At 69.8% G+C, this 26,520-nt stretch carries 19 protein-coding genes and 3 pseudogenes; 7 read left to right on the forward strand and 15 right to left on the reverse strand.

Annotated elements, in window-relative coordinates; all coding sequences use genetic code 11:
* Positions 1-92 precede the first annotated feature (92 nt).
* On the forward strand, positions 93-3,299 hold the full coding sequence (locus tag EV384_RS14180; protein ID WP_130333661.1) for a bifunctional cytochrome P450/NADPH--P450 reductase: 3,207 nt from the start codon (positions 93-95) through the stop codon (positions 3,297-3,299).
* A gap of 95 nt (positions 3,300-3,394) precedes the next feature.
* Positions 3,395-4,444 carry a zinc-binding dehydrogenase gene (locus EV384_RS14185; RefSeq protein ID WP_130333663.1) on the forward strand — a complete coding sequence of 350 codons (1,050 nt, stop codon included), beginning with the start codon at positions 3,395-3,397 and terminating at the stop codon, positions 4,442-4,444.
* 111 nt (positions 4,445-4,555) lie between these two features.
* Here the strand turns inward: EV384_RS14185 and EV384_RS35365 are convergent.
* From EV384_RS35365 to EV384_RS14210, 6 genes and pseudogenes are all read right to left on the reverse strand, one after another.
* Positions 4,556-4,760: pseudogene (locus EV384_RS35365) on the reverse strand (IS5/IS1182 family transposase); the annotation flags it as partial.
* Positions 4,761-5,301: 541 nt separating this feature from the next.
* Positions 5,302-5,409: pseudogene (locus EV384_RS14195) on the reverse strand (hypothetical protein); the annotation flags it as partial.
* Between the two features lie 273 nt (positions 5,410-5,682).
* Positions 5,683-6,132 carry an iron chaperone gene (locus EV384_RS14200; RefSeq protein WP_130333665.1) on the reverse strand — a complete coding sequence of 150 codons (450 nt, stop codon included), beginning with the start codon at positions 6,130-6,132 and terminating at the stop codon, positions 5,683-5,685.
* 315 nt (positions 6,133-6,447) lie between these two features.
* A complete protein-coding gene (locus EV384_RS35940) occupies positions 6,448-6,993 on the reverse strand; it encodes an integrase core domain-containing protein (protein ID WP_242624047.1) in 546 nt (181 codons plus the stop codon).
* A 16-nt stretch (positions 6,994-7,009) separates the two neighbouring features.
* Positions 7,010-7,510 carry a hypothetical protein gene (locus tag EV384_RS35945; RefSeq protein WP_242624048.1) on the reverse strand — a complete coding sequence of 167 codons (501 nt, stop codon included), beginning with the start codon at positions 7,508-7,510 and terminating at the stop codon, positions 7,010-7,012.
* A gap of 277 nt (positions 7,511-7,787) precedes the next feature.
* Positions 7,788-9,071, reverse strand: a complete 1,284-nt coding sequence (locus EV384_RS14210) for a vWA domain-containing protein (protein WP_130333667.1) — start codon at positions 9,069-9,071, stop codon at positions 7,788-7,790.
* Positions 9,072-9,330: 259 nt separating this feature from the next.
* Here EV384_RS14210 and EV384_RS14215 point away from each other — a divergent pair, with 259 nt between their 5' ends.
* Positions 9,331-10,824 carry an ADP-ribosylglycohydrolase family protein gene (locus EV384_RS14215; RefSeq protein WP_207232324.1) on the forward strand — a complete coding sequence of 498 codons (1,494 nt, stop codon included), beginning with the start codon at positions 9,331-9,333 and terminating at the stop codon, positions 10,822-10,824.
* Between the two features lie 586 nt (positions 10,825-11,410).
* Here the strand turns inward: EV384_RS14215 and rph are convergent.
* Complete coding sequence (gene rph / locus EV384_RS14220; protein ID WP_130333669.1) at positions 11,411-14,008, reverse strand: rifamycin-inactivating phosphotransferase; 2,598 nt, start codon at positions 14,006-14,008, stop codon at positions 11,411-11,413.
* Positions 14,009-14,363: 355 nt separating this feature from the next.
* Here rph and EV384_RS34795 point away from each other — a divergent pair, with 355 nt between their 5' ends.
* Positions 14,364-14,591, forward strand: coding sequence for a DDE-type integrase/transposase/recombinase (locus EV384_RS34795; RefSeq protein ID WP_165439935.1), 228 nt, complete (start codon positions 14,364-14,366; stop codon positions 14,589-14,591).
* Positions 14,592-14,708: 117 nt separating this feature from the next.
* Here the strand turns inward: EV384_RS34795 and EV384_RS14235 are convergent, their stop codons facing one another.
* Both EV384_RS14235 and EV384_RS14240 read right to left on the reverse strand, forming a co-directional pair.
* Complete coding sequence (locus EV384_RS14235) at positions 14,709-15,704, reverse strand: cytochrome d ubiquinol oxidase subunit II (protein ID WP_130333673.1); 996 nt, start codon at positions 15,702-15,704, stop codon at positions 14,709-14,711.
* Positions 15,701-17,128, reverse strand: coding sequence for a cytochrome ubiquinol oxidase subunit I (locus EV384_RS14240; protein ID WP_130333675.1), 1,428 nt, complete (start codon positions 17,126-17,128; stop codon positions 15,701-15,703). Before EV384_RS14240 ends, EV384_RS14235 begins: the two co-directional genes overlap by 4 nt.
* 720 nt (positions 17,129-17,848) lie before the next feature.
* Between EV384_RS14240 and EV384_RS14245 the strand changes: the two genes are divergently transcribed.
* Positions 17,849-18,397, forward strand: a complete 549-nt coding sequence (locus EV384_RS14245; RefSeq protein WP_130333677.1) for a hypothetical protein — start codon at positions 17,849-17,851, stop codon at positions 18,395-18,397.
* Here EV384_RS14245 and EV384_RS14250 read toward each other — a convergent pair.
* Positions 18,375-19,652, reverse strand: coding sequence for an IS701 family transposase (locus EV384_RS14250; RefSeq protein WP_130333679.1), 1,278 nt, complete (start codon positions 19,650-19,652; stop codon positions 18,375-18,377). The two genes, EV384_RS14245 and EV384_RS14250, sit on opposite strands and share 23 nt — an antisense overlap.
* A 286-nt stretch (positions 19,653-19,938) precedes the next feature.
* Positions 19,939-20,937 (reverse strand): helix-turn-helix transcriptional regulator, encoded by a 999-nt coding sequence (locus tag EV384_RS14255; RefSeq protein WP_130333681.1) that lies wholly within the window; start codon positions 20,935-20,937, stop codon positions 19,939-19,941.
* A 62-nt stretch (positions 20,938-20,999) separates the two neighbouring features.
* Between EV384_RS14255 and EV384_RS14260 the strand changes: the two genes are divergently transcribed.
* Together EV384_RS14260 and EV384_RS14265 are read left to right on the forward strand one after the other, a co-directional pair.
* Positions 21,000-21,587: a DinB family protein gene (locus EV384_RS14260; RefSeq protein WP_130333683.1), complete on the forward strand. Its 588-nt coding sequence runs from the start codon at positions 21,000-21,002 to the stop codon at positions 21,585-21,587.
* The gene (locus EV384_RS14265; protein ID WP_130333685.1) at positions 21,584-22,045 is read left to right on the forward strand and encodes a VOC family protein; all 462 of its coding nucleotides are present in this window, start codon (positions 21,584-21,586) and stop codon (positions 22,043-22,045) included. The genes EV384_RS14260 and EV384_RS14265 overlap by 4 nt, the downstream gene beginning before the upstream one ends.
* 6 nt (positions 22,046-22,051) lie before the next feature.
* Here the strand turns inward: EV384_RS14265 and EV384_RS14270 are convergent.
* The 4 genes and pseudogenes from EV384_RS14270 to EV384_RS14285 form a co-directional block, all read right to left on the reverse strand.
* Positions 22,052-22,381 (reverse strand): annotated as a pseudogene (locus tag EV384_RS14270) (3-hydroxyacyl-CoA dehydrogenase family protein); the annotation flags it as partial.
* 254 nt (positions 22,382-22,635) lie between these two features.
* The gene (locus tag EV384_RS14275) at positions 22,636-23,127 is read right to left on the reverse strand and encodes a class I SAM-dependent methyltransferase (protein WP_242624049.1); all 492 of its coding nucleotides are present in this window, start codon (positions 23,125-23,127) and stop codon (positions 22,636-22,638) included.
* Positions 23,128-23,174: 47 nt separating this feature from the next.
* A complete protein-coding gene (locus tag EV384_RS14280) occupies positions 23,175-24,710 on the reverse strand; it encodes a SagB family peptide dehydrogenase (RefSeq protein WP_130333687.1) in 1,536 nt (511 codons plus the stop codon).
* Positions 24,711-24,806: 96 nt separating this feature from the next.
* A complete protein-coding gene (locus tag EV384_RS14285) occupies positions 24,807-26,252 on the reverse strand; it encodes a hypothetical protein (RefSeq protein ID WP_130333689.1) in 1,446 nt (481 codons plus the stop codon).
* Positions 26,253-26,520: the final 268 nt, after the last annotated feature.

A 26,520-nucleotide genomic window follows, 5' to 3' on the forward strand; every position in this document is an offset into this window, starting at 1 on the left:
ATGGTAGCAGCAGCCATACAGCGTATGGCTGGCGTCCGGCACCCGGATCCATTGGCCGGTCACCGCCGGCAACTGCTCAGGGAGGAGTCCACGTGTCGAGCAACCTCAAGACCATCCCCGCCCCGCGGGGGATTCCGATCGTCGGGAATGCGCTGCAGATCCCGTCCGACGGGCCGGCGGCGTTCTTCGAGGAGATGGCCGGTCAGTTCCCCGAGGGCATCTACCGGCTCGCGCTGCCCGGCCGCGAGCTCGTCCTGGTATCGGACCCGGACCTGGTGGCGGAGCTGTGCGACGAGTCGCGCTTCTACAAGCCGATCGAGAAGCCGCACAGTGACGTGCGGGCGATCGCCGGGGACGGCCTGTTCACCGCGAGGGGGGACGAGCCGAACTGGGGCAAGGCGCACCGGATCCTCATGCCCGCCTTCAGCCAGCGGTCGATGAAGTCGTACTTCCCCGAGATGCTCGAGGTTGCCGACGCGCTGGTCGGCAAGTGGCGGCGCGACGAAGGCAAGGACCTCGACGTGGTCGCCGACATGACCCGGCTGACCCTCGACACGATCGGGATCACCGGCTTCGACTACCGGTTCGACTCTTTCGGCAGCGAGGAGGTGCACCCGTTCCTGCAGGCCCTGGCGGACTCTCTGCACGAGGCCATGGGGCGGCTGAAGCAGCCGCCGTTCGTCACCGCGATGCGGCGCCGGCAGATTCGGACCTTCGAGGAGAACGTGCGGGTCATGCACTCGCTCGTCGAGGAGGTCATCCGCGAGCGCCGCGCGGGTGGGGGCGATGATCGCCGCGACCTGCTCAGCCTCATGCTCAACGCGGTCGACCCCGAGACCGGCGAGCCGCTGTCCGACGAGAACATCCGCAACAACGTGGTGACGTTCCTCATCGCCGGGCACGAGACCACCAGCGGTCTGCTCTCGTACGCCCTGTACCAGCTGCTGCGCAACCCGCACGTGCTGGCCCAGGCGTACGCGGAGATCGACCGGCTGCTGCCGGGTGACACGGTGCCCACCTACGAGACGATCATGAAGCTGAACGTGATCCCGCGGGTCCTGGACGAGACCCTGCGCCTGTGGGGGCCCATCCCCGCGATCGCCCTGGCGCCGTACGAGGACACCGTGCTCGGCGGCCGGTACCCGCTGCCGAAGGACCAGCAGGTCATGGTCGTCATCCCCGCGCTGCACAAGCACCCCAAGGCGTGGGACCGGCCGACCGAGTTCGACATCGACCGGTGGTTGCCGGAGAACATTTCCCAGCACCACCCGCACGCCTACAAGCCGTTCGGCAACGGCGAGCGGGCCTGCATCGGCCGGCAGTTCGCCCTCACCGAGGCCCGGCTCGCCCTTGCCCTGGTCTTGCAGAACTTCGCGATCACCGACCCGAACGACTATCAGATCAAGGTCAAGGAGACGCTCACCCGCAAGCCGGAGAACTTCATGGTGCGAGTTCGCTCCCGCCAGCCGTACGAGCGGTTCGACACCGAGGTGCGGGCGGTGCCGGAGCCACAGGTGGCGGCGGCCGCGGTGAACGTCGTCGGCGTCACGCTGCGCGTCGCGTACGGCTCGAACCTGGGCGCGTCGGAGGATCTCGCGCGGCAGCTGGCCGGCCGGGCCGAGCAGTCCGGCTTCGACACCACTGTGCTCACGCTGGACGAGCTGGCCGACAACCCGCCCAGCGACGGGATCCTCGTCGTGGTCACGCCGAGCTACAACGGCAAGGCCCCCGACAACGCGCAGCGCTTCGACGGCCTCGCCGCCGCCGGCGGACTGACCGCGGATTCGATGTCGCAGGTGCGGTTCGCGGTGCTCGGCAACGGCAACACGCACTGGATCACCTACCAGGCATTCCCCAAACGGGTGGAGGCGGCGCTGCTGGCGGCCGGTGCCACGCCGATCGTGCCGCGCGGTGAGGTCGACGCGAACGGCGACTTCGATGGCATGGCGACCACGTGGATGGCCGCACTGTGGACGGCGCTGGGCGAGCAGTACGGCGCGGACACCAGCGCCAGCACCGGGCCACGGCTGTCGCTGGAGGTCCTCACCGAGGCGCAGGTGCGCCCGGCAGTGGTTTCCGAGAAGGCGTACCCGATCACCGTTGTGGCCAGCGAGGAACTGGTCGGCGACCCGACCGGGCTGTGGGACTTCAGCGTGGAGGCGCCTCGCCCGCAGGCGTTGTCGATCACCGTCGAGCTGCCCGACGGGGTCGGCTACGAGACCGGCAACCACCTGGCCGTCTTCGGCAAGAACGACCCCGGGCTGGTGACGCGGGCGCTGCGGCTGCTGCGGGTACCCCGCGACCAGGTGGTCCGGCTGCGCCGCGAGGAGGCCAGCACCGGGACTCACCTGCCGATCGATGTGCCCGTGACCGCGGAGCTGCTGCTGACGGAGTTCGTCGAGCTGCAGGACGTGGCCACCCGTATGCACCTGCGAGCGCTGGCCGAGCACACGCAATGCCCGTGGACCGCCGGCCAGCTGCAGGGGTACCTCGACGACACCGACGAGGCGCGTCAGCGCTATCAGGACGATATCCTCGCCAAGCGGGTCTCGGTCCTCACCCTGCTGGAGCGGTTCCCCGCCGTCGAGTTGCCGCTGGCTGCCTTCCTGGAGCTGGCCGGGCCGATCCGGCCCCGGTTCTACTCCATCTCCTCGGCGGCCATGGTCGAGCCGAACCGGCCGCGACTGACCGTCGGCCTGGTGGAGGGTCCGGCACTGTCCGGCGACGGGGAGTACCGGGGCCTGGCCTCCCAGTACCTGGCCCGGCTGCGGCCCGGCGACGTGTTCTTCGGGTACGTACGCGTCCCAGCCCCGCCGTTCCACCCGCCGGCCGACCCGGCCACACCGATGATCCTCGTCGGTCCCGGCACCGGCTTCGCCCCACTGCGCGGCTTCCTCGAGGAGCGCGCCGCCCAGCAGGGCAGCGGTGTCGAGATCGGCCTGTCGAAGGTGTTCTACGGCTGCCGGCACCCCGAGCACGACTGGTTCTACCGCGACGAGATGCAGTCCTGGCAGCAGGCCGGCGTCGCCGAGGTGCACCTGGCGTTCTCCTGCGTGCCCGGTCACCCGTACCGATTCGTGCAGGACGCCATGACCGCGGACGGCGACGGCATCTGGGACGCACTCCAGAACGGCGGCCACCTCTACGTCTGCGGTGACGGCCGGCGGATGGCCCCTTCGGTACGGCAGGCACTGGCGGGCATCTACCGCAGCCGTACGGGCGGCAGTGCCGACGACGCCGAGAAGTGGCTCGACCAGCTCGAGGCGGACGGGCGCTACCAGCAGGACGTCTTCGCCTGATCCCCAATCCACGGCAATACGGCGCGAGAGCGCCGGATCGCCCACGCCCCGCGCGGTGGGGGCAACCGCACGCACCGCGAGACAAGGAGAAGGTCATGTCCACCATGCTTGCCGGCCGGCTCGACTACAAGACCGGCACGTTCGCGATGGAGGAGGTACCCGTTCCGCAGCCGGGACCGGGCCAGGTGCGGATCAAGGTCGCCGCGGCCGGGATCTGCCTGTCCGACGTCCACCTCATCGACGGCAGCCTGCGACTGGACACCGCCGTGGAGAAGGTGACCCTCGGGCACGAGGTCGCCGGCGTAATCGACGCCGTCGGTGCACAGGTACCCGCCGAATGGCAGGTCGGGCGGCGCGTGCTGCTGCAGGCCGGCCAGCCCTGCGGCGCCTGCCCGCCCTGCCTCCTGGGGCGGGTGGGCCAGTGCCAGCACCCGCTGACCCGCGGGGTCGACTACGACGGCGGCTGGGCCGAGTACGCCATCGCCGACCACTTCACCCTCGTCGCCGTACCCGACGACCTTCCCCTGGAACAGGCCGCGATCATTCCCGACGCGGTCTCCACCCCCTGGGGTGCCATCGTCGGCACCGGTGACGTACGCCCCACCCAAGCCGTCGGCGTGTGGGGGTTGGGCGGGCTGGGCGCCCATGCCGTCCAGTTGCTGCGTCTCGTCGGGGCCGCCCCGATCGTCGCCGTGGATCCGATCCCGGATGCCCGGAAGCGGGCCCTCGCCCTGGGTGCCGACCACGTCCTGGACCCCGGCGCCGCCGATTTCGCCGAGCAGGTCCGCCGGATCACCGGCGGGCGCGGCCTCGACGTCGCCTTCGACCTGGCAGGTGCCCCGCCGGTCTGGACCCAGGCCCAAGCCGTCCTCGCCAACGAGGGCCGGCTGGTCCTGGTCGGACTGGCACCCCAACCGCTGACCATTCACCAGACGACCCTGTTCAGCTATCTGAAGCAGCAGGTCCGCGGCCACTACGGAAGCGCACCGGAGCACGTCGAGCAGCTCGTCTCCCTGGTGGGCCACCACCGCCTCGACCTTTCCGGGTCGATCAGCGATGTGCTCCCGCTGTCCGAGGCGCCCCGAGGCGTCGAACGGCTGGTGAAGAAGGAAGGCAGCCCGATCCGGCTGATCCTCAAGCCCTGACATCTACTGCGGGTCGTGAGGCTTTCGCCTCCTGCCCCGCAAGCCGACATTGGCGTGCCGGCAGGGTGAATCACCTGCCGGCACAGCCTGGACTAGGGCCTGTCCTGTCGATCATGGAAGCCAGATGACGGCGGCGATCAGGACGAGGCTGGCCCGGTAGGGGGACGTACGTTTGGCGTAGCAGGTGGCGATCCCGCCACTGTTTGAGGCGGTTGAAGCAGCGTTCCACGACGTTGCGCTTCTTGTAGGTCACCCGGTCGAAGGTCGGTGGCCGCCCGCCGGCGCTGCCCTTGGCGGCCCGGCGGGCGACCTGGTCCGGTGATCCCGCCACCGCCACCGCCACCGCCACCGCCCCCGACCGCTGCCCTCTCCGGCAGCAGCGGCGCGATCACCGCCCACGCCTCGTCTGTCACCTCACCACGACGCACCACCGGCACAGCGTCAACGATCAACCACTACAAGATCGACAGGACACGCCAAGGCGAGCGGTTGTGGCCTGAGCCCGACCCACTCCACGTCGGTCGGGCGTCCTTGATCTCGCTGATCCTGGCGCCGTCAGCTAGCCCTCAGCCAGCCCTGTCATCGTTGGCCCACAGCGCGACGTCGAACCGCCGAAACGACTACCTTAGGCCTGTGAGCTGCCGGAATGTGGTTCAGATTCTGCCAAGAATGGTCCACCATGAATAAGGCAAGCTCAAGGCCCCTCAACTGAGGGGCCTTGACTCGCATCTGAGGGTCAGTCGTTGCCTTGATGCAGCGAGAAGGCAGCAAAAGGACTTCAACGCCCGGCGGTCGCGCTCCGCGGTCGAGTGGGTGTAGCGGTTCAACGTTGTGGACGTCTGCTCGTGCCCCATCACCTAAGCCACGTCGTTGATCGGTACGCCGTCGGAGGCCAGCCAGGTTGCGTAGGAATGCCGCAGGTCATGGGAGCGCAGTGCCACCGGCAGGCCGGCACGTTGCAGGGACGGCTTCCAGACGCGACCTCGGAAGTCCCCCGACGGATCGGCTCACCTGTGCCGTGGTGAGGCCGAGCACCTGGTCGTCGGCCCGGAAGGCCCGCTCATGCTCGGTGAGCGACTGCGGTCACCGCGAACGGCGGGATCGGCACCGAGCGCCTCTACCCACCTCGCCGGCGCGGTCATCTACGCGAGGTGGTTGGATGCCGCTGGTTCGCGCTGCCTGACGCGTCAGGCAGCCCGGTATGAGCCGGCCACACGCAGCAACCCAGTCGCCGTCCGTCAGGACACCGCGGCCCTCACCAGCTCGACAAGCTTCTTCTCTACCGCCGGGCTCCACTGCTGGAGCGCGTACGACACCGGCCACAGGTCCCCGTCGTCGAGGTTGGCCGTGTCTTGAAAGCCCACGGTCGAGTACCGGTAGTTGAACTTGCCCGAGTCCTGGAAGAAGACGACGATCTTGCCGTCCGGGTTCGCGTAGGCGGGCATCCCGTACCAGGTCTTTGGCGACAGCCCCGGGGCGGCAGCGGTCACCGTCGCGTGCACGCGCTCGGCGAGCGCACGATCTTCCGGCGCCATCTGCGCGATCCGGTCGAGGACCGCTTGCAGCTCGTCGGCCTTCTTGGCGCCCTTCTTGCCCTCGGCGCGCAGCTCGGCGGCGCGCTCCTTCATCGCGGCACGCTCCTCGGCGCTAAAGCCGTCTGACACGGTCGTCGAACTCTTCGCGGACATTCTCGGGCTCCCCTTCGTCGTTCAAGGCTCGGCGTGATGCCTGCTGCCTGGGAGAAGGCTATGGCCCGACGACGCCCCGCCGCTTCTCGATTCCTGATCGGATGCGCAGGCCCGGACGAGGTGTTCGAGAGTAGCGCTCTCGTCACCGAGGAATCGTCTGGAGTTGCCGCCGACCGCGGGCGTTCGGCACCGCCCTGTCGTATCGAGCGCGCCAGCCAGCCTGGCGACCGGATGTCGGCGGGCCCTTGTGGTCCCCGGCAAGTCGTACCGCGACCCGTGCGCGAACGACGTGTGGGGCTCGTAATGCCGGTTCGGCTACGCTGCCAGCGAATACTCGTTGATCAATCCGCCCAGGATCGGTCGCCGGCGAACCCGGGCGGTGCTCAGCTCAACAACTAGCGGCGCAGGAATCGGTGGCTGCTGGCCCAGCGAACGATGTGGGCGGTGGCCGTTGTAGTGAGCCACGTACTCGCTGAGGACCGCCGCCAGATGACGCTCGCCGACGACAAGCATCCTGTCCGTGCATTCGCGACGTACGGTGCCTACCCGGCGCTCCGCGCATGAGTTCGCCCGGGGCGTTTGCGGCGGAGTCCTGATCACCTCGATGCCCTCGGCAGCGAACACCGCGTCGAAGGCCTCGGTGAGCTTCGTATCCCGGTCGCGCAGCAGGAACCGCAGACCAGCAGCACGCTGATCGAGGTCCATCAGCAAATTTCGCGCCTGCTGCGCCACCCAGGCGCCGGTCGGATGCGCCGTCACCCCGACGACGTGGACCTCGCGGGTGGCGATCTCCACGAAGAACAGCACGTAGATCCGCTTGAGGAAGACGGTGTCGACCGTGAAAAAGCCGCACGCCAGCATCTTGTGCGCCTGAGCGTCAGGAACTGCTTCCAGGTCTGTCCGGACCGGCGTGGTGCCGGGTCGATCCCGGCCCGGTCGAGGATCTTCCATACGGTACTGGCCGCCACCTGATGACCGAGGTTGAGCAGTTCGCCCTGAATCCGGCGGTGCCCCACGAGGGGTTCTCCGTAGCGAGTCGCAGTACCAGGTCACGGACCTGCTTGTCGACAGGTGGCCGGCCCGACCGGGCATGTGGGTACGTCCAGCGTCGGGCGACCAGCTCACGGTGCCACCGCAGCAGAGTGGCCGGGGTGACGAAGAACGCCGACCAGCGCGGGCGGGGCAGCGGCCGCGACAACACTGCCAGCACCACCCGGTCGGCGGGTTCGGGGTAAGGGCGGTGCACCTGGCGGCGCAGCACCGCCACCTGGTGGCGGAGCACCAGAATCTCCACATCCTTGGCCCCACCGTCCCGGGCGAGCTGGCTCAACATCTGTAGGACCTGCCGCAACAGCAGGTAGACCAACGACGCGCTCATGGCCTCCATCGTGTCGGGCCCGCCCGCGTCGAGCCCCGCACGCCAACCGGCATAACTCAATTCTCGAGTCCCACAGGTCTCCCGGTTGGGTCTGACTCTCCGACTGACCGATGTTGCTGCCTTGCTGGGGAGTGGTCGATTTGGCCGGGTGGCCCCGTTCCTGCACGTCACTGGCAGGGGCGTCGTGACCTGACAGCGCCCGTGCAAGAGGCACCATCACTGTCTGAACCGCCGCATTGCTGTGGCGGTCCCCCTCAGTCCCTTGCCCGCGGCACGGTCAGTTCGGCTCGGTCGATGGTGGGCGGGTCCTGCCGCGCTTGCTTGACTTGTACGCGGCATCCATGGACGAGTATTTCGCCGCGCGGGCGATCATTCCGTGCTCGGTCTGGTCGGCGAGGTAGGCCAGGGCGGTTGCCTCTTCGGTCAGGTCGTCGTGCAGGTGGGCTGGAGCTACAGGTAGGGCGTCGGAGAGGGCGTCCTGCGCCTGACGGATCTCGGCGAGCGCTGCGGCGGGGGCACTGGCGCTGAGGTGGCCGGAGGCGCGACGTTTGGCCTGCTGTACCCGCAGGTAGACCAGCTCGGTGCGTACGGTCGGGTCGGGTACCCGTCCTGCGGTCTGGTCACCGGGGACGACGTTGACGTGCAGCGGCAGGGTGAGCGTGTGCTGGGCCAGCGTGGGCAGCTCGACCCAGGTGAACTGGCACGTGGCGACCTGGGCCAGTCCGAGGGTGGCGATGGCGGGGATGTCGAAGGTCAGCAGCAGTTTGCGGGTTTCGTCGGCGTAGAAGTTGCCGAGTTCGGCGAGTAGCCCGTCACCGGTGGTGGTCGCGGGCATGTCGTTGACGATCTGGATCGCGCGTACGTGTGGTGAGGGCTGGATCAGCAGCGACGCTGCTTGGACGCTCTGGGATAGCAGGCCGTCGACCTCGCCGGCGATGAGCGCGCCCGCGGTGTCGGCTTCTTCGGCGAAGAGTTCGTTGCCGGAGCCCCCGCGGGCGATCGCCGACATGAGCCGTTCGTCGTAGCCGAGTCCGTAGCCCAGGATGGAGGTGGTGATGTTGTCGGCGTGGGCCTTGGCGGCGATGGCGCACAACGTGTCGGGGTCGGTGACGCCGGCGTTGGCGTGCCCATCGGAGATGAGCAGCACGTTCGCACCGGCCGGCCCGGCGATGCGGGCGGCTTCCTGCAGCCCGCGTAGGTAGCCGGCGGACAGGTCGGTGCTGCCGCGCGCGTCGAGCTTGGAGATTGCGTGTTTGACCGCCTGCTTGTCGGCGAGCGGCCCGGCTGCGACCGCTACCTCGACTCGGTCGTCGAATGCGACCAGCCCGAAGTTGTCGCCGGGATCGAGTTTGTCGATCAGGCCGATGAGTGCGGTCTTCGCGCCGTCGAGGCGGCCACGGGCCATCGAGCCGCTGCGGTCGAGCACCACCTGCAGTGTGGATGCCGGGCGGGCGGCGTCGCGGGTCGACGCCGCGGGTGCGGTCAGTTCGACGAGCACGGACAGTTGGTCGTCGGTCTCCAGTGCCAGCACGTCAACATCCAGATGTGCGGAGATGTGCATGTTGTCTCCTTCAGCGGCCACGGCGGGTACGCAAGCAGAGGTTGCCTGGCGGACGGTAGTGAATCACCGCGCTGTGACACTCCGATGGTCGTTGCCGGGCCTCGGCGCTTCACGCGAACGATCGGCGGCATGAGCGTGACGGCCGCGCAGTGCCGACCCGGCGGGCGGCAGCCCGGCCGGGGTAAGGATGCTGCAGCCGCGCTGTCGCAGTATGGTCGTCGGGCTGGGCAGGCGGATGAGGACGTGGGGAGTTGCGACCGTGGGGGAGTTGATGACAGCGGCTGTGCGGCTGGACGCGATCCAAAGCGACCGGGCTGCCGGTGTTCTCCTCGCTGCGGCGTGCGGTGATGCGCTGGGCGTGCCGTACGAGTTCCAACCGCCGCTTGCGGTCAGCGAACAGCCCGCGATGCGCGGCGGTGGGCTCGGCCCGTACGCGCCCGGTGAGTACAGCGACGACACCCAGATGGCAATGTGCATCGCGGAGGTGTCCGCCACCGGGGCGGATCTGCGCAGCAGCGACGCCCTCGACCGCATCGCCGGCAACTTTCTCCGGTGGAAACGGGAGGGCGCCAGCGATATCGGGGCACAGACCCGGCAGGTCCTCGGCGCGGTCTCGCAGGTGAGCGGAGCGGGCACCGCCGCGGCGATGCGAGACGCAGCCGCGGAGCTGCACAAGAGAACGGGCCGCAGCGCGGGTAACGGGTCCCTGATGCGCACCGCACCGGTTGCGCTGGCCTATCTCGGCGAGCCGGAGGCCCTCGCGGAAGCCGCCCGGGCAGTCAGTGAGCTGACCCATCACGACCCCCTGGCCGCGGACGCGTGTGTGCTGTGGTGCGCCGGAATACGCCGGGCGGTTCTCGACGGGACCTTCAACGGCGTACGCGAGGGTCTGGACCTGCTGCCCGCGCAACGCCGTGCACAATGGTCGAGTTGGTTGGCCGAGGCGGAGTCCAAGCCGCCGGAGCAGTTCCGTCCCAACGGGTTCGTGGTCGCCGCGTTGCAGGCCGCCTGGTCGGCGATCACACACACCGACGTCCCGGACCACAACCCAGGCCACGGCAGTTTCCCCTGCCAGCATCTCGAACGCGCCTTGACCGCAGCGGTGCGTGTCGGCGACGACACCGACACGGTCGCGGCGATCGCCGGGGCACTGCTCGGCGCCCGGTGGGGCTCCTCCGCGGTGCCCCTGGCCTGGCAGCGCATCGTTCACGGGTGGCCGAACCGGCGCGCGGCGGACCTCATCCGCCTGGCCGTGCTGACGGCCCAAGGTGGCAGGACCGACCACGCCGGCTGGCCGGGCTGCGCCCGCGCGCCACGGCAACCGGTTGCACCGTTGACGCTGGCGCATCCGCACGATCCCGGGGTGATCCTCGGCAACCTCCACACCGACGCGGCCGCGGCGGGCGCCGGAGCGGTGGTCTCCCTGTGTCGCGTTGGCTGTGACGACTTCGACGACGTGGCCGTCGTCAACCGGGTGTCAACGTGGCTGGTCGACCAGCCCGGAGCCAATGCGCAGCCGCACTTCGTGGTCGATCAGGCCGCCCGGATGGTGCTCGAGTTGCGTAAGGAGGGCCATGTGGTGCTGCTGCACTGCGCCGCCGGTCAGAGTCGCACGCCGGCGGTCGCCGCCCGCTACACGACCTTGACCACCGGCATACCGGCGCGCTCCGCGCTGGCCGAGCTGCGCGGACTGCTCGGCGCGCACGGCTGGACACTCAACCCGGAACTGCGGCAGGTCGTCGAACAGCTTTGACCGGTTACGCCACCGAGGTAGCGCGTTCGCAAGGGCTGCCGCCGCAGGGGTAACGGCAGACGAACGCGCCTACCGGCGGAATCGCCCCTGCACCAGCGGACAGAATGCTGACACTGCTCATTTGGCGAGCGCGTGGGCGAGGTGGGATCGAGGAGCCTCGACGGCCGACGGCAACCGTGTCGGCGCCCGCCGATCGCCCATCGATGATCGATGGGGGAGCGGGCTGGGAGCAACGGGGTGCGCTGAACGACGCTGAACTGCACCGAACTGCGCCGAGCTGCACCCAACGGCATCCGCGCCCACCTGCGGCTCCACGTTGACGCAGGTCACAGGTGATGCAGCGTCCCGTTTCACGCGGAGTGCTCAGCCAAATTGAGCAGCAGTCGACGGCGCTCTATGTCGCCTGGCAGGGGAGTGTCTGCAGGTCAGGGCGGTAAGGAGTCACTGGAGGGCCCGGCCTTGGATGTGGGTGCAGATTGGGTGCAGCTTGGCGAAATGGCCACCGCGTCCGAAGTGCTCACCGGGGTCGGACAAGTGGCAGCGCGCTGAACTGCGGTGATGAACAGCCTTCTCGGTGAGTGGTCGGTCAAGGCAGAATCTCGACGTACCCGTCGCTGCCGTGCACGCGGATCCGCTGCCCATCGGGAATCAGCTGGGTGGCATCTATCACACCGACGACAGCCGGCAGGCCGTACTCCCGTGCGATCACTGCGCCGTGTGTCATCAATCCTCCGACCTCCGTCACCAGGCCTGTGATGGCGACGAAGAGGGGCGTCCAGCTCGGGTCCGTGTGGGCCGTGACGAGGATGTCACCCGGTTCGAGATCAGCCTGGGCCATGTCCAGGATGACGCGGGCGCGCCCTTCGATGGTCCCGGCGGAGACCGGTAGGCCGATCAGGGCGCCGGTCGGCACGTCGTCGCGTCGGTACGCCCCGGTGATGGCCTCGCCGTCAGACGTGAGCACCCGGGGCGGCGTGAGCGCGTGGTACGACCGGAACGCGTCCTTGCGCTGCTGGATGAGCTGGTCATCCACTCTGTTCGAGCGCACGACGTCGTGGAGCTCCTGGAACGTGAGGTAGAAGATGTCCTCCTTCTCAGGGAGCACGTTGGCCTGCACGAGGCGTTCGGCCTCTTCCAGCAGGGCCTGCTTGTAGACGAAGTAGCGGCTGACGATGCCGTACTTCGGGTACTCCCGGTAGCCGATGAAGGTTCGGACCCGGTCGATCATCCGCTTGGCCTCGTCGGCTTTCTGCTCCCCGTCCGGCAGGGCCCGCAGGCGTTCCAGCAGGTCCTCTTGTTTCTTCTGCGCCTCCTGTCGCCCTTGCTCGAAGCGCCGCTCGGCGGCGCCCGGCTCGAAGAGCTTGATGTTGTCGAGGATCAGGGGCACGAGCGTGGTGGGGCGTTCGCTCCAGCGCGGCCTCGTGATGTCGATCTCGCCGACGCAGCGCATGCCGTACCGGTCGAGGTAGGCCTCGATGGCGTCGCGCGCTTCGGTCCCGCCCGCGAGCTTCGGCAGCTCGTCAAGGAAGCCGTCGTCCTCGACGCCCTGCAGGAACGCCACCACCTCCGGGTGCGGGCGGATCACGTCCGCGACGTCGAGCAGCGCCAGCCCCATCTCTGACGTGACGTTGCCGGGGGCGGACAGCGTGAGCGTGTCGGCCGCGTTCTTCTCGCCCAGCCACTCCCGCAGCTGGTCGTTGAGCCACCAGGTGGCCTCCATCCCCGCCATGATCGCCTGCATGCTCAATGGATCACTGAGGACTCGCTTGTGCTCCTGGAAGGCCTCCAGCAGGAAGTCGAACAGCGCCGGTCCGGTCTTCGTCCGGATGTCGCGCCGCAGGGCGGCGATGGAGGCCTGGCTGCGCTCGATCAGCTCGGTGACGATGGCCGGATCGGTCTCGGTCGGGGCGGACGCGCCGCTGGCCGGCGGCCCGCCGGGACCAGCCTCCGGGAGCGTCGGGACGAAGTCGCCGCGGTCGAGGACGGTCTCCAGCGCGTCCCTGATCAGCGGATCGCCCCTCCCCGCCACCTCCAGGAGGCCGGCGCGGCTCGCGGGCGAGGCCAGGCGCCGGGTGACGTCGACGAACAGCCTCCCGCCGGCCTCGTGCATCGGCGCCATGGCCGTCAGCTGCCACACGGAGACGCCCAGTGGCTTCATGGGGTCGGTCATCATCTGCTGATGACCAACGGAGACGTAGACGTGGTTCTCCCGGTCGCGGGCCGCGGGGATGGGGAACAGCGTGGTGATTGGCCGGCTCTGCACGATCTGGAAGTCATCGTCGACCAGGCACCATTCGATGTCCTGCGGGCTGCCGAAATGCGCTTCGATCCGCCGCCCGAGCTGCACGAGCCGCACGACCTGTGCATCCGTCAGCGCCGGCTGCTCCTGCCGCTGTGGGTCGATCGCCTGTTCCTTCGTCCCGCCGGCCGGCAGGGCGTGGACGGCACGCTGTTTGGTGGCGACCGCCTTGGCGACGATTTCGCCGTCGCGCACCTTGAAGACGTCCGGGTTCACCAGGCCGGAGACCAGGGCCTCGCCGAGGCCGAAGCTGGCGTCCACGGTGGCGACCTTCCGGTTGCCCGTGACGGGGTCGGCCGTGAACAGGATGCCGGCCGCATCCGGGAAGACCATCTTCTGCGCTACAACGGCCATGTGGACCGTACGGTGGTCGATGCCGTTGCGCTGGCGGTAGGTCACGGCCCGCTCGGTGAACAGCGACGCCCAGCACCGGCTGACGTGCTGGAGGATCGCCGCCAGCCCCATGACGTTCAGGTACGTGTCCTGCTGGCCGGCGAAGGAGGCCGTCGGCAGGTCCTCTGCCGTCGCGCTGGATCGCACGGCGTAGTCGGCTTGCTCGCCGAGGTGGGTGAGAGCCCGGGTGATCGCTGCCGCCACATCGTCGGGGAGGACGATCCCTTCGATGGTCCGGCGGATCTCCGCACTGAGCGTGCGGATCGCCTCCCGGTCGTCCGGGTTCAGGCGCGACAGCTGATCGAGCCGATCGTCGATCGACGGCGCTTCGGCCATGATCCGCCGGAAGGCGGCCGTCGTCACGCAAAACCCAGCCGGCACGCGGATGCCGTCGATCCGCGATAACGCCCCCAGGTGCGCGCCCTTGCCGCCAACGATCGCGACCTGCATCCCGTCGACCTCTTGGAGACCTAACACGTACTGCTCGATCATCGCGATACCTCCGAGGCAGCCGTCCTCCGCTGCACTCCACTGACCGGGTGGATCACCGGCGTCTCGAGCTCGGTCGAAACTCCTGGGGGCGTCCTCATCTCTTCTTGCCTACCCCTCTGACCGTCGGCCGGTCGCTCCGCCCAGTCGGGCGGCGCGCACACCCGCATCTCCGCGCCGTTCGGCCGCAATCGCACCCCCAATGCCACCAGCGGTTCGACGTCACCGCGCCCCCCATAGGTCGACAACAACACACGCACGTCGTGCCCCATTTCTTCGTCCATTCTTGGGTCCGGCCGACGATTCTGCGGCAAGACCCGGGTCTTGCGGCAAGCCCCCCGGTGCGATATACGTTAAAGTGGAATTCGAGCGGCACGCGAACAATCCGATCGAGGCCGGTCACAGCCAGCTCAAGCATCGGTTACGACCCATGCGTGGGCTCCGGGCCGACTCAACCGCACAGGTGATCATCGCCGGGCACGCGTTCATGCAGAATGTCCGCCGCGGACACTGCGAACTCGGGCTCGACAGTCAGCCCAAGCTCCGAGTCGTTTCGGCGTTCAGTGAACTCGCCCGGGTGATCTGACCGCAGACTCGACCCGGGCGTGCCGCGTCTCCCGATCAGATAATGCAACGGCACCCGCGGTTCCACCAACGAATCTTGAACCGGCCGCGGTCCGGCACGGCGCCAGCGTGAACGGAGTCAGGCGGTGTCCAGACGACCGCGCTGGTGCAGGACGAACAGCAGCGCCATGGCCGGCACGACGAGCAGGAGCGCCGCGGCGGCGACGAGGGTGAGCGACGCCAGGGTGGCGTCGGGAGCCGCGGCCTCGTCGATGCGTAGGTGGGTGCCCAGTAGGTACGGGTACTGCGCGACGCCCCAGCCGACCACCACCGTGCCGGCCGCGCTGACGGCGAGCGCCTGCAGCAATCGGGGCGCGGCCCGGTGAAGCAGGGCGATGCTGGCCAGCCCGCATGCCGCGGAGACCAGCACCAGGGGCAGGCCGCGGCGGGTCAGCCCGGAGAACAGGCGCCCGGCGTCAGCGTGCAGGATGGCGATTCCCGCCAGCGCCACGGCGCCGGTCGCCACGGCGCTGGCCTGGGCTCGACGGCGGAACCAGCGCTCCAGGCGGGCGTCGGCGTGGGTACGGGCCTCGGCGGTGAGGAACACCGCGGCGACGAACGCGCACACCCCGACCGCGAGCACCCCGCCGAGCAGCGACGTCGGGTTGACCCAGCTGGTCACGGGATTGCCGTGTCCGTCGGCGGGCACCCGCCCGGAGGCGATTCCACCGACGACCGTGCCGAGGAAGAACGGTGTGATCACCGACGAGGTGGCGAACGCCGCTCCGGTCGCCCGCTGTTGGTCGGTCTTCACCACCACCTTTCGGAATGCGAACCCGCTGCCGCGGATCACGATGCCCAGCGCGGTGAGGCCCAGCGGGATGTAGAGCGTGGTCATGATCGCGGCGAAGGCGGACGGGAAGCCTGTCCAGAGCATCACCAGGCCGAAGATCAGCCACACGTGGTTGGCCTCCCACACCGGTGCCAGCGTGTGGTCGATCAGGTGCCGCGGGGCCCGCCCGCGCCGCGCACCACCGGCGGTGAGGTCCCAGAAGCCGGCACCGTAGTCCGCGCCGCCGAGCACGGCGTAGGCGGTGACGCCGATGAACAGCACGACGGCGGCGAACGTACTCACGCCTGATCTCCCGCGGGCGCGGACTCCGAGGCCCGGGGCGGCCCGTAGGGCACGTCCGTCTCGGTAGCCCCGCCCTGGTCGCGCCAGCGGCGGCGCAGCAGTCGCAGGACGTACACGGTGGTGGCGCCGACCGCGGCATAGAGCGCGACGGTGGCGGCGAAGAACAGCCACAGGTTGCCGGACGTGGTGACCGCGTCCCGGGTGAGGAGGTGACCGACGACCGTCCACGGCTGCCGGCCGACCTCGGTGACCACCCAGCCCGCCTCCAGCGCCACCACCGCGAGCAAACCGCTGATCGTGGTCGCCCGCAGGAACCATCTGCTGCGCGGCAGGTCACGGCGGCGCCACCAGGCCAGCGCGTACCAGGCGGAGAGGGCCAGCAGCGCGGAGCCGATACCGACCATGACGTCGAAGCTCAGGTGGACGATCGTGACCAGCCGGTCCGGCGGCCGCACCTCGGCGGGTATGGCGTCCAGCCCCTGGATGCGGGTGGACGGCGAGTAACCAGACAGCAGCGAGGCCCCCGAGGGAACCTTGAGGCCGCCGTGCACCTCCCCGTTCGCGTAGTAGCCGCCCAGCACCTCCGGCACGTGGGTGCCCGTGGTGGGGAGGGCCTCGATCGTGGCGAACTTCGCCGGCTCGTTCCGGTAGACCTCGCGCGCGGCGACGTCGCCGACGAAGATCTGCAGCGGGGTGGCCAGCGCCGCGACGGTCAGCGGTATCGCCAGGCCGAGCCGGTGGTAGCGGTCGCGGCGGCCGCGCAGCATCCCGGCCGCGTAGACGCCGGCGACGACGAACCCGGCGACCATGTACGCGGCCAGCAGCATGTGGATGGCCTCGTACCAGAACGCGTCGTTGAAGATCACCTCGAGTGGGCGGACCTCCACGATCTTGCCGTCCCGCATGGTGAATCCGCCCGGCTGGTTCATCCAGGCGTTCGCCGCGACCACCGACAGCGTGCCGCCGACTCCGGACAGCACCACCGGCACCCCGGTCCAGAAGTGTGGCCATGGGCGCATCCGCTGCCACCCGTAGACGTAGATGGCGACGAAGATCGCTTCCAGGAAGAAGAACAGACCCTCGATCGCGAATGGGATGCCGAACGCCGCGCCGTAGTTGCCCATCAGTCGCGGCCAGAGCAGCCCGAGCTCGAACGACAGCATCGTGCCGGAGACGGCGCCGACGGCGAACAGCACCGCCGCCACCTGTGACCAGCGCCGGGCCAGCAGCAGCGCAGTCTCGTCGTTCCGGCGAATGCCGCGGGCGTTCGCGATCAGCATCAGGAATGTGAAGGCCACCCCGAACGGCACCAGGATGATGTGGAAGCCGAGAGTGAAGGCCATCTGCTCGCGCGCCGGCAGCAGCTGCGCCGGATCGGCGAGCACGAGGCTGGCGCCGACGGTCACCAGTGACAGGCCAGGCATGCGGCGTGCTACCCGTTGACGGCGGCCCGAAACGTACCGATGGGGTGAGGATTTGGTCAGGGTGTCGGGGTAACGGGCGGCTGCGTTGCGAGGACCTGTTCGGCGTTGCTGGTCCGGTGGCTTTGCGCGCGCGACGGCGTTGCTCCAGCGGACCGTCCGGCCGGCCAGACGTATCCTCATGAGTCGCATCATCGCGATTGTGATCATGCCTCGGAGTTGACGGTCACGGTCGGAGCCATGGGCCAGCCGCCGGTTGTGCACCAGCCAGCCGAACGTGCGGTCGACCACCCACCTTGGCGGTAGGACGTGGGGCGGACGGCCCTGCGTTAGGCAGACATCTCGGCATACCGAGTGGGTCATGTGGGGCGGGGATCGGGGAGCGGGTTGGGAGCAGTCGGGTGCCATGAACGGCGTTGAACGGCACTCAACGGCACCGAACGACGCCCAACGGCATGCGCTCCCACCTGCGGTCTCGCGTCTCCGCAGGTCAGAGTCGGTGTAGCGTCCGGCTTCACACCGAAGAGATCACTGGTTCGATCGCAGTATCGCCCACGCAGGTAGAAGGCCACTTCCCATTGATGGGGGTGGCCTCTTGCTGCTCGTACAGCAGCGAAGTGCAGCAACGGTCAGCGGCCGAGAGCGACGGCCCGCTCCGAGACGGCCGAATGGATCGGTATGCGGGATGGCAGGCATGGTCGCGGCTGATGCATCCTGGCGGATGTGGCGGCGGCGTTTGATCGCGAGACCGACTCTGGACGGCTCGATTACCAGTTGATGATCCAATCGCCGGTGCGATTGGTGCACAGTCGTGCGCTGCTGAGCGACATCGTTGCTTGGTTGCGACGGCAGAGATACCACGTCGTCTCAGTGGACGCGTCTTGGCTGATCACCTCGCATATGTTTCGTGACCTGGGGTCGGTCTTGGGCTACACATGCCACGACCAGTGGCACTGTCTGAGCGAGGGACTCGCCGAGACGATCTGGGAAACGCTGGATCGGTCCGCCGGGTTCACGCTGGTCCTGACCGGCTTCGATGTGTTTGCGACTCGTCGCAGCGACGACGCCCAGAACCTGTTGGAAGTGGTAGGGGAACGGGCATGGCCGGCAGCATTGCAGGGCAAGCGGGTGATGTGTCTCGTGCAGAGCGACGACCCTGGCCTTGAACTGCGGCGGCTCGGGCTCTGGCTCGTTCCATGGGTAGACACCCAGCGCCTGGCAGGCCTAGTACGGCAGCCGCCGTTCGGGATCATGGCTGAAGTTCGGCGTTGAGGCGTCGTTTGTAGTGGGCTTGTCGGGCTCGGGCTTGATGGCGGCGCCGCCATTGTGACCAGCGCAGACGATGGGCGAGTTCGTGGATCGGCCGGATGGTGCAGGTGTTGATCAGCCGTCGGACTTCGTTGACGGTCAGCTTGATCAATCCGCTCTGCGGGGGTTCGTCGGCGGCGTCGGCGGCGCAGATCGCCAGGACGGCGAGGGCGGCCAGGGCCAGGGTGGTGAAGCGGTGCCAGGAGTCCCAGCGGCGGACCTGGTGCTGGTCGAGGCCGACCTGACCCTTGGCGGCCTGGAAGGCTTCCTCGACGGTCCAGCGGATCCCGGCGACCCTGATGAGTTGGGCGAGGGTGGCCGGTTGCGGGGTCCAGCAGCGGTAGAAGGCCAGCTCACCGGTGGTGGTGTTGCGGCGGATCAGGAGGCTGTGGTGGCCGTCGTCGTCGGGGTCGGCGTCGGTGGTGACATCGTCGAGCCAGGCCCAGTCGTAGAGGCGTGGCCCTTTCGACCCGGCCCCCGTGCTGCGGCGTTGCCACGCCGAGGCCGGTAGTTCGGCGGCGATGCGGTCGGCGCGGATCTTGACCTTGCCGCCGTCGAGGGGCACCTGGTGGCTGCGAGACACGGCCAGGACGTAGCCCAGTTGGTGTTCGCGCAGGTGGGCGCGGAAGACGCTGTTGTTGCCGTAGGCCTCGTCCGCGGTAGCCCACCCTGCGGGCACGCCGGCGTCGGCGGCTGCGGTGATCATCTCGGCTGCCAGCTCGGATTTCGTGGCGAACTCGACCTCGTCCGGGACCCCGGCGCCCTGGCATCGGTCCCGATCGTCGGTCCACGACACCGGCAGGTAGACCCTGCGGTCGATCAGGGTGTGCCCGTGCCCGCTGGCGTAGCCGAGGAACACCCCGACCTGCGCGTTCTCGATCCTGCCGGCGGTGCCGGTGTACTGGCGTTGCACCCCGACCGAGTGAATGCCCTTCTTCAGGTCCCCCGTCTCGTCGACGACCAGAACCGCGTCCGGGTCACCGAACCGATCGACGATCACCGTCCGCACATCGTCACGGACGGCGTCGGCGTCCCACACCGCCCGGTACAACAGCCGCTGCATCGCATCCGGCCGGGCGTGCCCGGCCTGCTCCGCCAGCTGCCAGCACGTCTTGACCTCGATATCGGCCAGCAGCCCGGTAACAAACGCCGCCGCCGTGCGACGCGGCTCGACCCGCCCGAACCGGCCCGCGAACGAGGCGAGCACGCCAGCCAGCACCCAACGCCACGGGGCAACGTCTACGCTGTGGCTCGCGGCCACCGCCAAATCTGATGTTGTGTCCACAACGCACAGACGATCACGCGGTGGCCGCCTCGCGTCCACCCCTCCCGACCAGTGACATCTCAAACGGCGGCTGCCGTACTAGAGCGTGGTGACGAGTCCCGTTCAGCCTGACGGCGCAACGCTGACCAATAGCAACGGTCATCTGCCCAGAGAATCGCCGAGGCGCTTGAGTGCGTCCCGGGTCTCCTTCGACGATCCTCGGCGCTCGCGTGGTCGCGGCTCATGACACCTCCATGTCCGGCACCGGTGAGATCGTTGCACCGGCCGACAGCAGTCTCTCCGCCAGCGCGCGACAGCGCCTCCCGAGCTCCGGAGGGTCGAGTACCTCGAAGTCGTGCCCCAGCAGGAGCACGTGCATGAGCACGAAGTCGAGGCTGCCAGCGCCACTGAGCACCTCGCAGAGCTCGCTCCCTCGCCGTCGTACGACGGCCGCCGACGCCGGAATCTGCGCGCGCACCGTGTCGGCCGACGCGTGCACGAGGAAGCGCGCCTGGTGCGGGTAGACCCGACTCGCCACACCCTCCTGCACGTACGTCGCCGCGTCGGGCGCCGGGCGCGGGCGGAAGCGCCAGGTCCGTGCAGACACATCGGTCATCCGGTCGACGCGGAAGCTGCGCCAGTCGTCGCGATCGAGGTCGTAGGCGAGGAGGTACCAGCGCCGGTCGGAGGCGACGAGGCGGTAGGGCTCGACCCGCCGCCGTCGCACCTCGCTCCCGGACGGGTAGTCGAAGCCGGCCTCGACCTCGTCGCGGCAGGCTCTGGCCAGCGTCATCAGCACCTCGGGGTCGACCGGCGTACGGCCTCCGCCGAATGACTCCACCGAGCCGGAGAGCGCGCGCACCTCGTGCCGCAGCCGGGTGGGCAGCACCCGGTCGAGCTTGGTCAGCGCCCGGAGTGCGGCGTCGCCGGCGCTGGCGACCCCGCCACCCGCGTCGGCGAGCAGCGAGACCGCGGTGGCGATCGCCTCCTCGTCGTCGAGAAGCAGCGGCGGCAGGTCCTGCCCCGGGCCGAGCTGGTAGCCGCCGCCGACACCCTGGCTGGCGTGCACCGGATAGCCGAGCGTGCGCAGCCGCTCGACATCACGCCGTACCGTGCGCGGCGTGACCCCGAGCCGGTCGGCGAGCTCGGGGCCGGTCCAGACCTGGCGCTGCTGCAGCAGCCCGAGCAGGGTGAGCACCCGCTCCGTCGTCCCCCGCACGTCACCGCTTGCCACGTCCATGTCGCCCACCCTGCCAGAGATAGCGGACCGATTCTGTCCGCTAGGGGTGTCAGGGTGGCTCCATGGATGCAGACGAACTCGACTGGAACCGGACGCTGCGCGAGCAGTGGGAGTTCCACTGGAACCATCAGCTCCGAGCCCGGCTCGACGGCCTCACCGACGACGAGTACTTCTGGTCGCCGGTGCCGGACGCCTGGAGCGTGCGGCCGCGCGGCAGCTCGACGGCGCCCGTGCAGGTCGGTGCCGGGGACTTCACGATGGACTACGCCTTCCCCGAGCCGGTCCCCGCGGCCTTCACCACGATCGCCTGGCGACTCGGTCACGTCATCGTCGGCGTGCTCGCCGCGCGCAACGCGGCGCACTTCGGCGCGCCGGCGGCGTCGTACGAGACCTGGGAGTACGGTGGCAGCGCGGCCATCGCGCTCGACCAGCTCGAGGCCCAGCTCGACGTCTGGCTGGCCGGGGTGCGCGGCCTCGGCGAGGCCGGGCTCCGGGTCCCGGTCGGCGCGAAGGAGCCCTTCCCCGAGGCGCCCATGGCCGATCTGGTGCTGCACATCCACCGCGAGCTGATCCACCACCTGTCCGAGGTCTGCCTGCTGCGCGACCTCTACCTGCACCCGAAACCCGCTACGAGCGGAGCAACCCGATGAGCCGCCACATCCAGGTCACCTTCGACGCCCACGACCCGCGGGCACTGTCGTCCTTCTGGCGCGACGTACTGGGCTACGTCCACCCCGGCCCGCCCGGAGTCGACCTGCCCGAGGACGCCGACCCGCTGGCCGCGTGGGAAGACTTCCTCGCGCGGGTCGGCGTACCGGAGGAGCAGCGCAACACGAGATCGGCCATCGAGGACCCGGACGGGCACGGCCCACGGCTGTTCTTCCAGCAGGTGCCCGAGGACAAGGTCGCCAAGAACCGCGTCCACCTCGACGTCCGTGCGGCTCCCGGACTGCAGGGAGCGGAGCGGATGGCGGTGCTGGAGGTCGAGTGCGACCGGCTCGTCGCGCTGGGAGCGACGCGGGTTCGTCGCTACGAGCCCGCTCCCCCGATGAGCGCCGGCTTCATCGTGATGACCGACCCCGAGGGCAACGAGTTCTGCCTGGACTGACGCAGCTCAGCTGTAGTCGCGGAAGCCGCGGCCGGTCTTGCGGCCGAGGTGGCCGGCGGTGACGAGGTGCTCCAGCAGCGGGGCGGGCGCGAAGCCGGGCTCGCGGAACTTCGGGTAGAGCTCGCGCTGGATCGCCAGTCGTTGCCGACCACGTCGAGGAGCTCGAAGGGCCCACCGGAAGGGCACAGCCCTCCTTCATGGCCGTCTTGATCTCGTCGGCGGTCGCGTAGTGGGCCTGGAGCATCTTCACCGCGTCGTTGAGGTACGGAAGAGCAGCGCGTTGACGATGAAGCCGGAGCGGTCACCGCACCGGACGGCCACCTTGCCGAGTTCACCTCGCGACTCGGCATGGTCTCGCCGTCGAGGATGCGCTCGGCGCGGGCGCGTTGGTTCAGCTCGATGACCGCCTGGGTCGCTTCGGTCACCAGCACGCTGCTGCGTCCGGCCCGCAGGTAGGTTCGTTCGGTCGTGGAGCGTTCGCCGCGGGCGCGGGTTTGGGTCATGCGGTTCGGCCGTCGCCGGTCGGGGCTAGGTGTCGAGTGCTCGGACCGTGCGGAGCAGGAAGCCGGCCAGAAAAAGCTCCCGGCCGGCTATCTCTGCGGCCACGTCGCTCTCTTCGACCTCCGTGTCGACCCACTCCGGCCCGGGGAAGCCCGCCCGCAGCAATCCTCGGTCACGCCCCAGCCCTGGCCCGCCCCCAGAGACACCGCCAGTACGAAGACGGTCGCGCCCGGCCCGGCGAGGCCCGGCAGTAGCGCGAGGTATTCGTCCACCTTGCCACCGCCGCGCCGGCTGAGGCTGTGCAGCAGACCGGAATCGAACACCGAGTCGAACGGCGCCGACGGCAACGACAGGTCCGTGGCATCCTGGACCTCGAAATGCACCGTCAGGCCCTCGCCGACGGCCTTGGCGCGGGCCATGTCGATCGCCACGCGCGAGATGTCGATCGCTGTTACCTCGTAGCCGCGGCGGGCGAGGGCGATCGTGAGATCACCTGTGCCGCAGCCGGTCGCAATCCACGGACAGAACCAACTGTCCCAGCAGCAGGCGCTGACAAGGTGTTGCGCCTGGCGGGAGGACACATCCAAGTTGTCGGCGTCGCGTGAAAACTGACCCCCAGCGGGACCCGTCAGCGGGTGATCCGCCGGGGTCGGCCGGGCGGGCCGCCCGGCTTCGGCCGGTAGGTGGGTAGCCCGATGGCGACGGCGAGCATGCAGGCCGCACGGGTGTCGAACGCATCCGAGATGTCCTGGTCGTAGAAGGTCAGGCCGGTGCCGCCGTGACCGAGGGTGAAGGCGGCCAGTTGCAGGCGGCCGGCGGCCACCCCCGCCTCGAACTGGGCGACCCGGTACCCGCGCTCGCCGTACCCGTCGAGCACCTGGTCGAGATCGGCGCAGGCGAAGTCGGTGTACGCCGAGTCGCCGCCGAGCGGCTGGTCGAGGCAGAGCCCCTGGCTCAACGTTCGTACCTTGGGCTCCGGCGCCGGACGGCGCAGCTGCGGCGGGCCGTCGACCTGCTGATACAGGCCCGGCTCCGTGCCGTGCACCGCGTGGACCGCGACCTCGTGGGAGAGCAGGGTGGTCCCGGTCGGGATTGCGTCGGCGGGGACCGCTCGGGTCGCCGCCGCCATCGCCCAGTGCAGCAGCTCGGCGGGGGCGAGTTGGCGGCGCATGCGCCGGGTGGAGCCGCGGCGCAGGATGACCGACTCGATTGGCTCGCTGCCGGCCGCAACCGGTGCATCGACGGTGTCGGTGGCGCGGGGCAGGCCCGCGACGGCGGCCGCCCGCCAGCCGGTCACGTCGTCGCCCGTGGTGAGCTCACCGGCCTGCTGCACCCGGTTGACCAGCGGGAAGTCGACCGGCGCGGGGGAGAGCGGCGTCGGCGGGAACTGCGGCGGAGGTAGCTCGACCGGCTCGGCGGCGGCGGTCGCGGTGGGCCGGCCGCAGGTGATCACCGCCACCGGGAACTCCGTCACGCCGTCGACGCCGAGCAGGCGAGACACGGCGGCGTCGACGAAGCCTAGCCGTACCCGCACGGGCAGCCCGTGGCCTTCGGCGACGGCGAGCAGATTCGCCAGCATTGTCCCGGCGTCCCAGTAGACGTGCCGCCAGCCCCGTTCGGCGTACTTCCACGCGGTGCGCCACGGGAGGCCGGTGACGACGAGGGCGAGCGGGCTGGCCGCGACGTCTGGGTCGGCGGTGGCGTCGGCCAGCGCCCGGCGGTGGTCCCCGGCCGCGAGTGCCTCCAGGCCGAACACCTCCGGCGCGAAGTGGTACAGCCCGGCGTCGAGTCCGGCCACCTCGCTGGCCACCGCGTACATCTCGAGGGGGTGAAGATTGCCGGCGGAGGGGGCGGCCCGGAACCAGAGGTTGTCTCCGGCGGTTCGGGTGACGCCGGCCGAGTAGAACAGCAGCCGGGCGAGGAGTTCGCCGTCGATGGTCGGGTCGCTCGGCGGTACCCGTCCGGACAGGGTCGCCGCGGCCGGCGCCCCGGTCGGCGGCAGGTCGCGGGGGAGGGGGTGCACCGGCGCCCCGAGGTGGCGTTTGAAGGGCTGGGGCCGGTTGCTCGGGTCCATCGGGACGAACCCATGGACACCCGGCGGCCGGCCGCCGCGACACTGGCTCGTCTGGTGGTGGTAGAGCCGGGTCAACTCGCCGGTGCGCATCCGCCGGGCATACCCGCCGGCGCCCGGCGTATGCCCGAACGAGCGCGGTGCCGGGCGTGGCAGCCGTCCGCGGCCCGCACCCGCCGCGCAGCCGTCCTATTTCGGTGCTGCCGCCGGGCGCTGCGGCAGGTACACCTCCCAGCCGGAGGTGGTGAGGCCCCGCACCGGAATCCGGTGCCAGTCCTTGGCCCAGTCCGGCGGGGCGGAGCCCTTGACCAGCAGGGCGAAGTGTCCGGTCGCCGCGGCCTGCCGCAGCTGCGCGGTGCTCGCGTTGCGGTTGTATCCCCGGTCTTCCAGCGCCCGGCACCCGGCATAGTAGGCGATCGGAATGGCCTCGTGGCCGGAGATCACGCACGGCGGTCGCACCCCGTGCGATCGCAGGGTCTGGACGAGGCGGGTCCAGTCGCCGCGGCCGCGGACCTGCTCCGCCACGACGTGGTGCAGGATGCCGGCCTGGATGGCGAGGTGGCCGGCGAAGCCCAACGCAACCACGGCGGCGACGACCCGCCGCGACTGGCCGACGGCCGTGGAGAACAATGCGGCGATCCCCGGGGCGGCGCAGACCAGAGCAACGGCGTACGTCGGCAGCAGGAACCGGGGTGCGGAGTATCCGATCAGGAACAGGTAGGGGAAGGCCATGGCGGCGGCGACCACGATTGGCAGCCATGCCGTCCGTGCCATGCCCGCCCGGTGGGCCGTCCGGACAGCCAGTGGCACCAGCACCGCCAGCGCCAGCCACCACAGCACCGCCGGCCACCGCACGGGGCTGCCGCACGGGCGGCACAGGATCGGCCCGTCCAGGGTGCTGATCACGTGCCCGAGGGAGAACTGCAGGCTCGTGCCGCCCTGCACGTGACCGGCTTGACGGATGCGCTCCAGGAGCCCGCCGTAGCGCAGCTCGGCCTCGACCGCCCACGGTGCGCCGCCCAGCACGAGGCCGGCGACCACTGCCGCGGTCAGCCGCCACCGCCGGAACGCGGGCACCGCGACGGTGGCGGCGAGCAGCGGGAGCCCGAGCCAGAAGGCGTCGGCCGGACGCATCAGGGCGGCCACGGCGAGGGCGGCGACGAGCCCGAGGTACGCCCCGGGTCGGGCTGGCTCGGCCGCGGCCAGCAGGAAACACCCGACCGCCGCCACCGCCGCCATCGCCGTGTAGTGGTTGGGCATTGCGGCGTTCGCGTAGAACAGGGCGGTCCAGAGGCTCGCATACAGCCCGGCGGCTATCGCGGCGGTGGCGGGCCGCCGGGACACCCGCGACCACACCCAGAACGCCAGCCCGAGGGACGCCGCCGCGGTGACGGTGAGGAACAGGCGGAGCACGACGGTGGAATCGAGCCAGGACGCCACCGGCCACACCAGCAGGGTCACGCCCCGGGCGCGCGGTGCGCTCATGAACGCCGGCGGCGCATGGTTGCCGTGCTGGCTCACATAGACGACCTCGTCCCAGCCGAGGTCGAGACTGGCCGGCACCGCGACCAGCGCCACGGCGGCGAAGATCACGCACACCGCGACCAGGGGTCGCGCGCCGGATCGGGATGTCACGGATGGGGAGAGCACCGAGACCTCGCTAGACGCGTCACGCCAGGCCGTGCCCAGCGAGGAGGGTGGGGATTGTGCGAGCAGCCCTCACGTTAGTAGAAAGCGGGACATATTGGGCCTTATCCGCGAATCCGACCATCGGTCACACCTTGATCGCTCTGTAACTCGGTGATCTGCTCGGGGAAGCCGATGCCGAGCGGCAAGACCGGGCGGCCTGATCGGCAGCAGTGGCGCGGCCTGTACAGGCTCATGCAGCAGAGAGTGTGGCCGA

Origin of the sequence: Micromonospora kangleipakensis, assembly GCF_004217615.1 — a bacterium.
Taxonomy (GTDB): domain Bacteria; phylum Actinomycetota; class Actinomycetes; order Mycobacteriales; family Micromonosporaceae; genus Micromonospora; species Micromonospora kangleipakensis.

What these genes read in the sequence shown, in the direction of transcription:
- EV384_RS14185 (WP_130333663.1), top strand. Translation starts at nt 3,395, where the DNA reads ATGTCCACCATGCTTGCCGGCCGGCTCGACTACAAGACCGGCACGTTC.
- EV384_RS14200 (WP_130333665.1), bottom strand. Translation starts at nt 6,132, where the DNA reads ATGTCCGCGAAGAGTTCGACGACCGTGTCAGACGGCTTTAGCGCCGAG.
- EV384_RS35940 (WP_242624047.1), bottom strand. Translation starts at nt 6,993, where the DNA reads ATGCTGGCGTGCGGCTTTTTCACGGTCGACACCGTCTTCCTCAAGCGG.
- EV384_RS35945 (WP_242624048.1), bottom strand. Translation starts at nt 7,510, where the DNA reads ATGAGCGCGTCGTTGGTCTACCTGCTGTTGCGGCAGGTCCTACAGATG.
- EV384_RS14210 (WP_130333667.1), bottom strand. Translation starts at nt 9,071, where the DNA reads ATGCACATCTCCGCACATCTGGATGTTGACGTGCTGGCACTGGAGACC.
- rph (WP_130333669.1), bottom strand. Translation starts at nt 14,008, where the DNA reads ATGATCGAGCAGTACGTGTTAGGTCTCCAAGAGGTCGACGGGATGCAG.
- EV384_RS14240 (WP_130333675.1), bottom strand. Translation starts at nt 17,128, where the DNA reads ATGCCTGGCCTGTCACTGGTGACCGTCGGCGCCAGCCTCGTGCTCGCC.
- EV384_RS14255 (WP_130333681.1), bottom strand. Translation starts at nt 20,937, where the DNA reads ATGGACGTGGCAAGCGGTGACGTGCGGGGGACGACGGAGCGGGTGCTC.
- EV384_RS14260 (WP_130333683.1), top strand. Translation starts at nt 21,000, where the DNA reads ATGGATGCAGACGAACTCGACTGGAACCGGACGCTGCGCGAGCAGTGG.
- EV384_RS14265 (WP_130333685.1), top strand. Translation starts at nt 21,584, where the DNA reads ATGAGCCGCCACATCCAGGTCACCTTCGACGCCCACGACCCGCGGGCA.
- EV384_RS14280 (WP_130333687.1), bottom strand. Translation starts at nt 24,710, where the DNA reads ATGCGCACCGGCGAGTTGACCCGGCTCTACCACCACCAGACGAGCCAG.